The 12632-nt window shown below is 69.2% G+C and carries 10 protein-coding genes and 1 pseudogene; 9 read left to right on the top strand and 2 right to left on the bottom strand.

Translation table 11 applies throughout. The annotated features are described in order from the left end of the window. The first annotated feature begins 25 nt into the window (after positions 1-25). From BKH20_RS03800 to BKH20_RS03840, 9 genes and pseudogenes are all read left to right on the top strand, one after another. On the top strand, positions 26-1489 hold the full coding sequence (locus BKH20_RS03800) for a mannitol dehydrogenase family protein (RefSeq protein WP_256693031.1): 1464 nt from the start codon (positions 26-28) through the stop codon (positions 1487-1489). A gap of 285 nt (positions 1490-1774) precedes the next feature. After that, positions 1775-3043: an alpha-hydroxy acid oxidase gene (locus BKH20_RS03805; protein ID WP_075389993.1), complete on the top strand. Its 1269-nt coding sequence runs from the start codon at positions 1775-1777 to the stop codon at positions 3041-3043. A gap of 146 nt (positions 3044-3189) precedes the next feature. Continuing rightward, positions 3190-3531: pseudogene (locus BKH20_RS03810) on the top strand (peptide MFS transporter); the annotation flags it as partial. A 270-nt stretch (positions 3532-3801) separates the two neighbouring features. Beyond that, complete coding sequence (locus tag BKH20_RS03815) at positions 3802-5373, top strand: peptide MFS transporter (RefSeq protein WP_075389994.1); 1572 nt, start codon at positions 3802-3804, stop codon at positions 5371-5373. Between the two features lie 175 nt (positions 5374-5548). Further along, positions 5549-6073: a PadR family transcriptional regulator gene (locus tag BKH20_RS03820; protein ID WP_070658526.1), complete on the top strand. Its 525-nt coding sequence runs from the start codon at positions 5549-5551 to the stop codon at positions 6071-6073. After that, positions 6070-6927 (top strand): ABC transporter ATP-binding protein, encoded by an 858-nt coding sequence (locus BKH20_RS03825; RefSeq protein ID WP_075389995.1) that lies wholly within the window; start codon positions 6070-6072, stop codon positions 6925-6927. The genes BKH20_RS03820 and BKH20_RS03825 overlap by 4 nt, the downstream gene beginning before the upstream one ends. Then, a complete protein-coding gene (locus tag BKH20_RS03830) occupies positions 6924-9137 on the top strand; it encodes an FtsX-like permease family protein (protein ID WP_075389996.1) in 2214 nt (737 codons plus the stop codon). The genes BKH20_RS03825 and BKH20_RS03830 overlap by 4 nt, the downstream gene beginning before the upstream one ends. Before the next feature lie 210 nt (positions 9138-9347). Then, positions 9348-10085, top strand: a complete 738-nt coding sequence (locus tag BKH20_RS03835; protein ID WP_075389997.1) for a pentapeptide repeat-containing protein — start codon at positions 9348-9350, stop codon at positions 10083-10085. Further along, entirely contained in the window at positions 10082-10633 is a 552-nt protein-coding gene (locus BKH20_RS03840; protein ID WP_075389998.1) for a DivIVA domain-containing protein, read from the top strand. The genes BKH20_RS03835 and BKH20_RS03840 overlap by 4 nt, the downstream gene beginning before the upstream one ends. Here the strand turns inward: BKH20_RS03840 and BKH20_RS03845 are convergent. Continuing rightward, a complete protein-coding gene (locus tag BKH20_RS03845; protein ID WP_075389999.1) occupies positions 10630-11163 on the bottom strand; it encodes an RloB family protein in 534 nt (177 codons plus the stop codon). The genes BKH20_RS03840 and BKH20_RS03845 overlap by 4 nt on opposite strands. A gap of 61 nt (positions 11164-11224) precedes the next feature. Then, on the bottom strand, positions 11225-12526 hold the full coding sequence (locus BKH20_RS03850; RefSeq protein WP_075390000.1) for an AAA family ATPase: 1302 nt from the start codon (positions 12524-12526) through the stop codon (positions 11225-11227). Positions 12527-12632 lie beyond the last annotated feature (106 nt).

Here is a 12632-nt window from a genome sequence, read left to right on the forward strand (position 1 = left end):
GGCCCCCGACTACGACCGCTCCGCCATGACCACCGGGATCGTCCACATCGGTGTGGGCGGCTTTCACCGCGCCCACGAGGCCGCCTACCTCGACAGGCTCATGCGCCGACGCGCCGGGTCCGGTCCCCGTGGCGGCGGGCGGGCCACCGCACCGGGCGGCTCCTGCCTGGAGTGGGGGATCTGCGGCGTCGGCCTGTTGCCCGGTGACGCCCGGATGCGCGACGTGTTGGCGGCTCAGGACCACCTCTACACCCTCATCCGCAAGCACCCCGGTGGGCTGCGCGATCCGGCGGTCATCGGCTCGATCCACGACTACCTCTTCGCCCCCGACGACCCCGAGGCCGTCCTGGCCCTCCTGAGCGCGCCGACCACCCGGATCGTCTCGCTGACGGTCACCGAGGGCGGCTACAACGTTGACGACGCCACCGGCGCGTTCCGCACCGAGGCACCCGGAGCCGCCCACGACGCCGAGCACCCGGGCGAGCCGACGACCGCCTTCGGCTACGTCGTTGAGGCGCTGCGGCGTCGTCGGGAGGCAGGGATCCCGCCGCTGACGGTCATGAGCTGCGACAACCTGCCCGGTAACGGGAAGGTGGCCCGCACGGCGGTGGTCTGCCAGGCCGCGATGAGCGACCCTGAGCTGGCGGACTGGATCGACGGGAACGTCGCCTTCCCCAACTGCATGGTGGACCGCATCACCCCGCGCACCACGCAGGCCGACATCGCCGAGCTGCGGCAGGCACTCGGTGTTGAGGACGCCTGGCCGGTGGTCTGCGAGCCCTTCACCCAGTGGGTGCTCGAGGACGACTTCCCCACCGGGCGGCCCCCATGGGAGGAGGTCGGGGTGCACATGGTCGACGACGTCGTCCCCTACGAGCTCATGAAACTTCGTCTGCTCAACGCCTCCCACCACGGGCTGGCCCACTGGGGGCGGCTGCTGGGGATCGAGTACGCGCACGAGGCCGCGGCCGATGCGGATATCGCCGCCTGGGTGAGGGCCTATCTTGAGCGGGAGGCGCGCGCGACACTGCGCTCGGTGCCGGGAATCGACCTGGACGACTACATCAGCACGCTCTTCAAGCGCTTCACCAACGAGGCGATCGCAGACACGCTGTTCCGCCTGGCCCAGGACGCCTCCAGCCGGATGCCGAAGTTCGTCCTGGGCACCGTGCGCGACAACCTCACCGCCGGCGGGCCGATCCGTCTGGGGACCGCGATGGTGGCGGCCTGGGCGCTGGGCGATGAGGGCGTCGACGACAACGGCGGCGAGATCGTCGTCGACGACCCGCTGGCCGACGAGCTGCTACTTCTGGCTGCCGCGCAGAAGTCCGGCCACGAGACGGCCTTCATCTCCCACGAGGGCGTCTTCGGGGACCTGGCGACCAACGAGCGCTTCCGGCGCACCTTCGTCGAGGAGCTGGATGCCCTGCGGCGTGAGGGTGCGCGAGCGCGTCTGCGCGCCCTGGCCGGCCGCACCCGGGCGGCCTAGCCCGGACTGTCGTCCCCGGCCGCCGTCCTGCGGTCGGAGCCACGCGCACCCCATCGCGTGGATTGTCCCCCGCCGTCGAACCGACGCCGCTGCACCGGAGACTGACGCTCCGCAGAGATTACGCCCACCACCAAGGTTGCTTAGGCTAACCTTGCTTCAGTGACCTTTGTCCCATAGCATGAGGTGGTTCGTGGACCTCAGGGCCGGCCACGGGTGCCGGTCGCGCCCCACGAGCACTCCGCGCTGCGCGGAGCGTCCAGAATCCGACTCACCGATGAGGTTCCTATGGTCAAGCGCCAGCTGCCCAACCCGAGCGAGATCTTCGAGCTGCTCCACTTCAAGACACCCGAGCTCAATCCCAGGCGTCGACGCCTCGACGCCGCACTGACCACCTGGGACCTGCGCAAGATCGCCAAGCGCCGCACTCCGGCCGCGGCCTTCGACTACACCGACGGCGCCGCAGAGGGCGAGATCTCCCTGCGCCGTGCCCGCCAGGCCTTCCGCGACATCGAGTTCCACCCCGACATCCTGCACCCGGCCATCGACGTCGACACCTCCTGCGAGATCCTGGGCGGACGCTCGGCCATGCCCTTCGGCATCGCACCCACCGGCTTCACCCGCCTCATGCAGACCGAGGGCGAGGTCGCCGGGGCCGGGGCCGCCGGCGCCGCCGGGATCCCCTTCACCCTGTCCACGCTGGGCACCGCCTCCATCGAGGACGTCAAGGCCGCCAACCCTCACGGGCGCAACTGGTTCCAGCTCTACGTCATGCGCCGGCGCGAGATCTCCTACGGGCTGGTCGAGCGCGCCGCGGCCGCCGGCTTCGACACCCTCATGTTCACCGTGGACACCCCCGTGGCCGGGGCCCGCCTGCGCGACAAGCGCAACGGCTTCTCCATCCCGCCCCAGATCACGGCCGGCACCGTGCTCAACGCGATCCCCCGCCCGTGGTGGTGGTTCGACTTCCTGACCACGCCCAAGCTGGAGTTCGCCTCCCTGAAGTCGACCGGCGGCACCGTGGGCGAGCTGCTCGACAACGCCATGGACCCCACCATCAGCGACGAGGACCTCAAGGTCATCCGCTCCATGTGGCCGGGCAAGATCGTCATCAAGGGCGTGCAGACGCTTGAGGACTCCAAGCGCCTCATCGACCTGGGCGTCGACGGCGTCCTGCTGTCCAACCACGGCGGGCGCCAGCTCGACCGCGCCCCCGTCCCCTTCCGCCTCCTGCCCGAGGTGGTCCGTGAGGTCGGCAAGGATGCCACGATCATGGTGGACACCGGCATCATGAACGGCGCCGACGTCGTGGCCGCCGTCGCCCTGGGCGCCAAGTTCGGGCTCGTGGGCCGCGCCTACCTCTACGGCCTCATGGCCGGCGGGCGCGAGGGCGTGGACCGCATGATCGAGATCCTCTCCGACGAGGTCATCCGCACCATGAAGCTCCTGGGGGTCTCCAGCCTGGACGAGCTCGAGCCGCGCCACGTCACCCAGCTGACCCGCCTGACCCCGGTGCGCCCGAACGTCAAGGCCGCAGCCGACGCCCTGGCCCGCTGAGGGGAGGGCCCCGCTCCGCGCAGACCCTACCGGCCCGATCCCTGCGCCCGGCGTCGGAGGAGTCCGCGTCATCCGCCCAGCGCGGCGGCACCCGGCGGCCCCGGAGAAGCGCCCCCCCCTGCGGCCACCTCTCCGGGGCCGCCGCCGTCTGGCCGAGAGGCCAGCACCTGTCCCCCTGGTGGTTCCTGGCGCTGGTCTACGTCATCCAGACCGTCGCCGAGCTCTTCCTGACCCCGGTCGGGCTGGCCACGACGACCGCCCTGGCCCCCAAGAGCTTCGCCTCCCAGGCGATGGGGCTGTGGTGGCTCAGCGTCGCCACCGGACAGGGCGTGGCCGGGTTCGTCATCGCCCAGACCGAGGACGCCTCCGACGCCACCTACTACTACGGCCTGGGCGTGGCCACACTGCTCATGGCCCTGGTGCTGTTCGCCGTCGCCCCGTGGACCCAGCGGCAGATGGCCGACGTCGAGCTCACCGCGCAGGACTAGGCGCGGCTGGACGAGCCGTACCTGGAGCGCCGCGAGTTCGTAGGTTAGCCCTCGGCTTCGTAGGGTAAAGGTACCGCCAGCGGAGCCCAGAGGGGGGTCCATGAGCATCATCCCGGACTCACCGACCTCGTTGGTCGCTTAGCGCAGCCGCCCTCGCGTCCTCCCGAAGTAATCGCACGGTCAGGGTAGGGTGCACAGGTACCTGCGGTTCTTGCCGGACACTGACGGTCCGGCGGCACACCTCACCCGACCACAGGAAGAGAGAGTCTCATGTCAACGACCCCGGCTCCCGTCGAGGACGGTCTCGATACCGGTCGGATGATCACCAGCCGGTGGCGCCCCACCACCCTGCGCACGACGCCATCAAAGGAGGACCAAGGGCTGTTCGGCCACCCCCGGGGACTTCCCTGGATGCTCAACGTGGAGATGTGGGAGCGCTTCTCCTACTACGGCATGCGCGCCATCCTGCTCTACTTCATCACCGACACCGTGGCCGAAGGCGGCCTGGGCCTGAGCGCCAACTCCGGGCAGGTCATCCTGGCCTCCTACAGTGCGGCCGTCTACCTGCTGGCCATCCCCGGGGGCATCTTCGCCGACCGCATCATCGGACCGTGGCTGTCCACCCTCTACGGCGGCGTCGTCATCATGGCGGGCCACATCTGCCTGTCCATCCCCTCACCCGCCCTCGCCTGGACCGGGATCGTGCTGGTGGCTGTGGGCACCGGCTTCATCAAGCCGAACCTGTCCACGATCGTTGGGGGTCTCTACGATGACGACGACCCGCGGCGCGACGCCGGATTCCAGCTCTTCTACATGTCGGTCAACCTCGGATCACTGGCGTCTCCACTGGTGACCGGCTGGCTGCGCGAGCACTACGGCTACCACGCCGGCTTCTTCTCAGCCGCCGTCGGCATGGGGGTGGCCCTGATCGCCTTCATCTACGGCCGCCACAAGCTCTCCGCCTTCGCCTTCACCGTCCCCAACCCCATCCGCCCCCAGGAGCGCCGGAGCTTCGTACTCGCCTCGCTCCTGACCGTGGTGGCCGCGGCCGCACTCGTCTCGGTCCTCAGCGCCCTGACCGGCAGCCTGCTCGACGCCATCTCCACGACCATGCTCATCATCCCGGCCGGCGCCGCCCTGGGCTACTTCATCCTCATGTTCCGCTCCCCCAAGGTCACGGCCCGCGAGCGCACCCACCTGCGCGCCTACATCCCCCTGTGGATCGGCGCGGTCCTGTTCTTCATGATCTCCGAGCAGGCGGCCGGCAAGATGGCCACCTTCGCCAAGGACAACACCGACGGCACTATCCCGTGGCTCGGCTGGGCCATCACCCCCGAGACCTACCAGTCCATCAACCCGGCCACGATCGTCATCCTGGCACCATTCATCGGTTGGCTCTTCACCCGGCGCGCGGGCAGGTTCCCCTCCACCATCATGAAGTTCGCGATCTCGGTGCTCATCATCGGGGGATCGGCCTTCATCCTGGGTTACGGCTTCCAGATCTGGCCGGGCAACGCGAAGCTGTCCCCTTGGTGGTTCCTAGCGGTGGTCTTCATCATCCAGACCGTCGCCGAGCTCTTCCTGTCCCCGGTGGGCCTGTCCGCGACGTCGGCGCTGGCACCCAAGAGTTTCGCCTCCCAGACGATGAGCCTGTGGCTGCTGACGACGGCCACCGGCCAGGGGCTGGCCGGCTTCATCATCTCCAGGACGGAGAACGTCGCGAACTCCACCTACTACTACGGCCTGGGGGCCGTGACGGTCGCCGTGGCCATCATCCTGTTCATCGTCGCCCCGTGGACGGAGCGGAAGATGGCCGACGTCGGGGTCACGGTGCGGGACTAGGCGCGGCTGGGGCGCCGCGAGTTCGTGGGTTAAGTCGCGGGTTCGTAGGGTAAAGGTACGAACGCGAGGGCTACCCTACGAACGCGCGACTCGACACAGCCTCACGAACAAGGCTCGGTTTCTCCTCCTCGCGGAGTATATCGCGAGTGTATACACTCAGCGTATAGTTGCTGGCATGGAATCCAGACTCACTCTTCTTGGGTTGCTCAGCGCCGGGCCGGGGCACGGCTACGACCTCAAACGCTCCTGGGACCACTGGTTCGCGGCCTCCAAACCGCTGGCCTACGGCCAGGTCTACGCCACGCTCGCCCGCCTGGTGCGCGACGGGCTCATCACGCAGGTCGAAACCGAGCCCGGCGCCGGCCCGGAGCGCAAGCGCTACGAGGTCACCGACGCCGGGCGCCAAAGCGTCGAGCAGTGGCTGCTGACCCCGGTCACCCCGGCCGGTGACGTCCAGGCCGACATCTTCGCCAAGACCGTCATCGCCCTCATGCTCGACGACGACGCCGGGCGCCTCCTCGACCTCCAGCGCGCCGAGCACATGGCGCGCATGCGCGAGCTGACCCGCCTCAAGCAGGACGGCGACCTGCGCACGGTGCTGCTGGCTGACCACGCCCTGTTCCACATCGAGGCCGACCTGCGCTGGATGGAAACCACCGCGGCCCGCCTGAGCGAGCTGCGCGAGGAGGTGCGCTCATGAACACCACCGCCGTCACGGCCGCCGGCGTCACCCCCGCCGGCGCCGACCCCGCACCCAGTCGGGGCGAGACTGACCCGCCGGGCGAGGTCATCATGCGCGCCCGCGGCCTGGAGATGAGCTTCGGGCAGACCCACGCGCTGCGCGGCGTCGACCTGGACATCCTGACCGGTGAGGTCCTGGCCGTCACCGGCCCGTCGGGCTCGGGCAAGTCCACGCTCCTGCACGTCATGGCCGGGGTCCTCGTGCCCGACACCGGGCGCGTCGACTACCACGGAAGCGACACGACGCAGGACATCGCAGCCCTCGACGAGGCGGCCCGCAGCCGCCTGCGCCTGACAGAGTTCGGCTTCATCTTCCAGTTCGGCCAGCTCCTGCCGGACCTCTCCGCCCTGGACAACGTCACCATCCCCCTGCTCCTGGCGGGCACCCCGCGCCGGCGGGCACTGGCCCAGGCCCGCGAGACCCTGGGCGAGCTGGGGCTCAGCGAGCACCTGGACAAGCGCCCCACCCAGCTCTCGGGCGGGCAGGCGCAGCGGGCCGCCGTCGCGCGGGCACTGGTGACCAACCCGCGACTCCTCTTCGCCGACGAGCCCACCGGCTCCCTGGACTCCCTGGCCGCCGAACGGACCATGGAGGTGCTCCTGAGCTCGGTGCGCTCCCGAGGCGCCGGCCTGGTCATCATCACCCATGACGCGCGCGTCGCCGCCTACGCCGACCGGGAGGTCACCGTGCGCGACGGACGCATCAGTCCCGGGGCCACGCAGGCCGCAACCGGCCCGAACCGACCGAGGCACGCCGAGCCGGGACACCCAGGAAGTCCGGGCAGTCCGGGCAGTCAGAGGGGCCGGTCATGAGCCGCATCGCCCTGACCCGACTGCTCGTCGCCAACGACCGCTCCGCCCGGCGCCGCCTGGCCGGGATCGTCGCCGGCGTCATGGTGGGGGTGGCCCTGTTCCTCATGCTGCTGGCCGCCGCCCAGGCCTTCCCCGAACGCAGCATGCGCTCCAGCTGGGCGTCCACCGCCCTCATGCCCGGCCTCTCCGAGCAGTCGAACCACGCCGACCTCCAGCCCGACCATGCCCTGACCGACGGCGAGCTGGCCGTCGCCAGCAACTTCGACGTCGTCGACAACCAACCGATCACCATCCTGAGGGTAGCCCTGCCGGAGTCGGGCACCACCTCGGTGAGAATCCCGGGGGCCGACGTCGTCCCCAAGCGCGGCGAGTACCTGGCCTCACCGGCCCTGGCCAAGCGCATCGCCTCCCTACCCGCCGACCAGCTCGGTGACCGCTACGGCAAGCAGGTAGGCGTCCTGTCACCCGACGCCGTTGAGGGTCCGGACTCGCTGGTGGCCGTCGTCGGGACGGACCTGGGGACCGTGGCCGCCTCCGAGTTCTACATCCCGCCCCAGGTGGTCACCTCCTTCCAGGGCATCCCCTACGAGAACGAGGCGTATCGGATCGCCACGCTCATCGGCGCCATCGCGGTGCTCGTGCCCGCGCTGCTGCTCGTCGGGATCGTCACCGACCTGGGGGCGGCGCAGCGGGCCGAGCGCTTCGCCACGCTGCGCCTCATCGGGGCCACGCCCCAGCAGGTCGCCCGCACCGCGGCCCTGGAGATCGGGGCCACCACCTTCGTCGGCGCCCTGGCGGGCGTGGCCCTCTACCTGGCCCTGATCCCGCTGGCCGCGCAGATCACGCTGAGAACCAGCCGCTTCTACTACTCCGACCTGCTGCGCTCCCCGGTCAACGCGGTCCTCGCCGTCGTCGTGACCACGGCGGGGGCGGCGGCCGTGGCCTGGTGGCGCACGCGACGGGCCGACCTCGGCCCGCTGGGCGGCTCCCGTGAACGCACCGAGCGCCGTCCCCGCCTCATCTCGCTGGCACCCGTGATCCTGGGGACCGCGGGACTGGTCAGCACCCCGACGGTGGCCCGCCAGGACTCCGACCTGACCATCTACCTGCTGCCCGCCTCCTTCCTGTGCGCGATGCTGGGGCTGGTGTGGGCCGGACCGGTCCTGACCTGGTGGGTGGCACGAGGCGGCAGGGCCCTGGCCCGTTCCGCGGCGCAGGTCATCGGCTTCAACCGGATCACTCAGCACCCCCGGGCGGTCTTCCGGGCGGTGGCTGGCGTCGTCATCGCCGTCTACGCCATGACGGTGTTCGCCGTCGCCATCACGGCCGCCGCGGGGACCCGCGACGTCACACAGGGCGGTGGGCACCTGAGCCCCACGACGCTCGGGGCGACGCCGGCGGTCAGCGACGAGGGCACCCTGCACAGCGCCGTCGACCGGCTCGCCGCCGTGCCCGGGGTGACGACGGTCGCCGTGGGGAGGATCAGCGGGGACAGCATGCAGGACAGTCAGGTCATCCTCGAGGCCGACAAGGCCGAGGCCCTCGGGGCACCGCACGTGGCGGCCCCAGATGGAGCGGTGGCCATCAGCGCCCGGTGGCTGTACGAGAACGCGGCCGCCTCGCCGTCGCCGGTCAGCGCCGAGGAGCTGGCGAGCGCCCGTGAGCACGGCGCGCCCATCATCCTGGCGGCCACCGACCCGACCAGCCCCGGGGCCATCGATCGGGCCCGCACCGCCCTGGCCACCTCCGGGCTGACCCTGGGGACCGCCCCGACCTCACCCAGCTCGATCCAGGCCCTCCAGGGCAGCGCCATGGAGAACCAGTTCGCCCAGCTGGGTTACATCGGCATCCTCATCGCCGCGGGCATCTCCGCGGTCTCGCTCGGGGTCTCGACGGTGGCGGCGCTGTTGGGGCGTCGGCGGGTCCTCGGTCTGCTGAGGCTGGTCGGCATGCCGGCGGCGACGCTGCGCTCCATGGTCGCCTACGAGGCGGCGCTGCCGACGGCCACTGCCCTGGTCATGAGCATCGGCCTGGGCTGGCTGACCGCATGGTCGCTGATCGGTGGGGTCTCGGGGCGCCGCATCGGCTGGCCCGGAGGTGGCTACTGGCTGGTGCTGGGGGCGAGCCTGGCGCTGGTGGTGGCGGCGACCCTGGCCAGTGCCCGCTACGGCCGGCGCATGCTGGCCGGCACCACCGTCCGATTCGAGTAGAAACGGCCCACAGTGTCCAAATCTGTGACAAAGGCCTTGACCGGGCTCAGTCGCAGAAAAGAAAACCGCATGATTCCGCGGTTCCTCTCGGCGGACGGACGGCCTCGCAGCCCCTTTGTCTCAGATTTGGACACGCACCCCTCCTGCGCACCCGGGCACCGGGGAGCGCATTCCCCGGTCCCGCCAGGTGATCTGCGGTAGAAAAGGACCATGACCGCAGGACGGACCGACACGGCCGAGGACGCCTCCCCCTTGGTCGCACCGAGGCCGCCGGTCCTCGCGGCACCGGACCTGGGTCGCCTGCGCGACGGCGAGGCCGATGAGCTCACCGCCGGTGAGATGGTCGAGGACCTGGAGCTGGTCGAAGCGGACCTCAGCGGCGGCGACCTGTCTGCGATCAGTCTGCTCAGCTGCCGGTTCTCGGAGGTCTTCGCCAACGACACCGACCTGGCCGCGGCGCGGCTGGTCGACTGCCGCCTGGAGCGCCTGAGCGCCACCTACCTTCACAGTCCACGCTCCACCTGGCGCACGGTGGAGCTGCTCGACTCCCGTATCGGGGCCTGGGAGCTCTACGACGCCGACGTCGAATCCGTCCTCATTGAGGACTGCCGCCTGGGCTTCACGAACCTCGCCGGGACCGCTGTGCGCGACCTCCTCATCCGGGCCACCCGGATCGACGAGCTGGACCTGAGCGGCATCGACGCCCAGCGGGTTCGCTTCGAGGACTGCCGGGTGGGCACGCTGCGCCTGCACGGCGGGAGCCTGAGAGACGTCGACCTGCGCGGGCTGGAGATGACAGTGGTCAGCGGCGTCGGTTCCCTGGCCGGGGCGACCGTCAGCAGCGGGCAGCTCAGTGAGCTCGCGCCGCTCCTGGCGCAGCAGCTGGGACTGCAGGTCGAGGACCGGGACCATGTACAGCATGCGACGACAAGGAGTACAAGAGCATGACGTTACTGACAGCCGACGACGTTCTCAACGTGAAGTTCGAGGTCTCCTCATTCAAGGAGGGCTACGACCAGGATGAGGTCGACGAGTTCCTCGACGAGATAACCACCACGATGCGGGAGCTCGAGGAGCGGCTCGGCACGTCACGAGGTTCCTCGGACCCCTCGCACCGACGGGCCGAGAGCCTCCTGACGTCCGAGGCCATCAGGAACATCCGGTTCTCGACCACCCGGTGGTCGGGCTACCACGTCGACCAGGTTGATGCTTTCCTCACTCAGGTGGTCTCGACTATGGAGGCCCTTGAGGCGCAGCTGAACGCCGGCTCCTCCGCCGGCCAGCCCGGCGCCGGTGGGGCGTACGGCGGAGCAGCCTATGGTACGAACCCGGCCCAGGCCGGGTACGCCCCGGGGGCCGCCGGAGCCGGTGGCGCTCAGTATGCCGAGGCGATCGCCCAGCGCGACCAGTACATCGCCCAGCTCCAGCAGGAGAACGCCTACCTGCGCGCCGAGCTCGAGGCGGCCCAGCGCCGCCTGGGGACCACCGGGTACTAGAGGAGACCGAGGCTGCGGAGCAGGTGGGGCATCGTTGTCGATGGGCAAGGCCCCTGAGTATCGGGCTCGGGGAGGCTGTCCGTCGGCAGATGGCACCTGGCCGCGGCCTGCACTCCCCTGTCCCAGGGGAAGTCGTCCGGTAGCGTCTTGGCGTCCTTACTGCTCAGGCCCGTCAGCTCCCGGTAGTGCGCCTGAGCGTCTGCCTGGTTCTGGTAGTTCTTCACGGGGGCGTAGTGGGCGTTGAGCCAGATCTCGAAGCAGGGTACGGAAACAACACCGTGCACAACGGTCCGCTTGCTGCTCAGTCTTCGGCATGCGGCCAGAAAGCCATGACGGTCCTGGCCATCGTGGTCGACGACGACCCACACCTCCCTGTATTCGCTGAGGTCTGACCGAGGGCCGCTGAGCTCCTTGATGACGGTGAGCGGGTCACCCTCGATGACCTTCACTTTGGCTGAGATCCTGCCATGGTCCACACGTCGGCAGAGTTGACTCAGATAGGCGTACTCAGTGACTCGCCCGTTGGTCACGAGGAGAACGGTGCGCAGTACAGCTCGTTGACTGCGCTGCTTCCTTCTCGGTGGTGTCATCTCACTTCGCCTCCGCCGGTATTAAGAGGTACCGGCGGAGGCTGGAGGTGTCCACCCGAGGAATGGCACCGAAAGCACCGGCGAGGTAGCGGCGCTGCTTGTTCGTGCCCTTGCGGTTGGAGGGGAAGTCCGCAAGCGAGAAGAGCTCACTGGCACCGAAGAGGGACTTCTCCGTCATCCACACCTCGCCCGCCTCCAGGAGCTGGACGGGGGAATTGTCCAGGAGCGCCGTGTCATGGGTTGTGAAGACGATCTGGGCTCCCCGGGTGTTGAGATCCGGATCCTTGAACATGTCCACCAGCGTGGCGGTCAGCGTCGGATGGAGGCTCGCATCGAGCTCATCGACACACAGCACCTGGCCCAGTCGCAAGGCGTCCATGGCGGGACCGACCGTCGCCAACCAGGTGAGAGTGCCCTGACTCTGCTGGCTACTCGCCAATGAATACTCCTCACCGTCGGCACCGCGGTGGCGGAGGACGAGGTGACGCTGAAGCTCTTTGAGCACCTCGGCGGGGACCTCAGCATCCTCGTCCTCGCTCCACGGAAACCGTCGCAGGAGGTCAAGCACCTCTTGAGGAACCTCCTGCTCCTCAAGCTCAAGACCGACAACACCAAGGTCTGCGGCCTGAGCGATGGCGTTCGCGATACCAGCCCACTGCGCGGGGTCCTCTGCGAGACGACTCATCACCCATCGCAGACGCGAACTGCGCTCCTCATCACTGTGGTGGATGAAGCGCATGGCTCGCAGGCTGCGCGCGATCGGGGCGAGCGTGGCGTGCTCGTACCTCAGAGCCACGGCGAGAAAGAGGTCCTTGAGCGTCGTGATCCGACCAACCTCGGTCGTGGCGCCCTTGAGGGTGGTGCCGGCCTCGATCACGGGCTTGTCATCCTCGGGCCCCTGGGTGCGCACGAAGACCTTGCGCCAGCGCTGTCCCGCCGCCCAGAGCTCCTCACGCGAGATTCCCCAGCGATGCGCCTCGACGCTGTAGCTGTAGCGTTCGTTCTCGTGAGTGAAACCAATGGAGAAACGGGATGGCTGCGTCACATGGTCGCGATCCAGGCTGAAGGGCTGGTACAGGATGTCCCGCTGCCCCCCGACGGCGTGGTGGAGGCAGTCAAGCGCGTCCAGGAGGGTCGACTTGCCTGAGGCGTTGGCGCCGAAGATCGCCGCCACACGCCACGTCTGCTCCTGCCAGGAGGAGCCGCCGCGCGGCGTCAGAGTCTTGAGCGAGCTCCGAGTGAGATCGAGGGTCACCTCTTCTGCGTAGCAGCAGTAGTTCGCCACGGTGAAGTCCAGCAACATACCGTCACCCTAGTGCGAGCAACTCGTTTTGGGAAGTTTTTTCCCAAAACTCAAAGCTCATAGCCCTGACCTCACTATTCGAGCGCCGAGGTTGAGGCAGCCGGGC

It is taken from the genome of Actinomyces oris (assembly GCF_001937445.1).
In the GTDB taxonomy this organism is placed as follows: Bacteria; Actinomycetota; Actinomycetes; order Actinomycetales; family Actinomycetaceae; genus Actinomyces; species Actinomyces acetigenes.

Bases quoted from the DNA above. Each gene is read 5' to 3' on its own strand.
- BKH20_RS03800 (WP_256693031.1), top strand. From the start codon at position 26: ATGACCACCGGGATCGTCCACATCGGTGTGGGCGGCTTTCACCGCGCC.
- BKH20_RS03805 (WP_075389993.1), top strand. From the start codon at position 1,775: ATGGTCAAGCGCCAGCTGCCCAACCCGAGCGAGATCTTCGAGCTGCTC.
- BKH20_RS03815 (WP_075389994.1), top strand. From the start codon at position 3,802: ATGTCAACGACCCCGGCTCCCGTCGAGGACGGTCTCGATACCGGTCGG.
- BKH20_RS03820 (WP_070658526.1), top strand. From the start codon at position 5,549: ATGGAATCCAGACTCACTCTTCTTGGGTTGCTCAGCGCCGGGCCGGGG.
- BKH20_RS03825 (WP_075389995.1), top strand. From the start codon at position 6,070: ATGAACACCACCGCCGTCACGGCCGCCGGCGTCACCCCCGCCGGCGCC.
- BKH20_RS03830 (WP_075389996.1), top strand. From the start codon at position 6,924: ATGAGCCGCATCGCCCTGACCCGACTGCTCGTCGCCAACGACCGCTCC.
- BKH20_RS03835 (WP_075389997.1), top strand. From the start codon at position 9,348: ATGACCGCAGGACGGACCGACACGGCCGAGGACGCCTCCCCCTTGGTC.
- BKH20_RS03840 (WP_075389998.1), top strand. From the start codon at position 10,082: ATGACGTTACTGACAGCCGACGACGTTCTCAACGTGAAGTTCGAGGTC.
- BKH20_RS03850 (WP_075390000.1), bottom strand. From the start codon at position 12,526: ATGTTGCTGGACTTCACCGTGGCGAACTACTGCTGCTACGCAGAAGAG.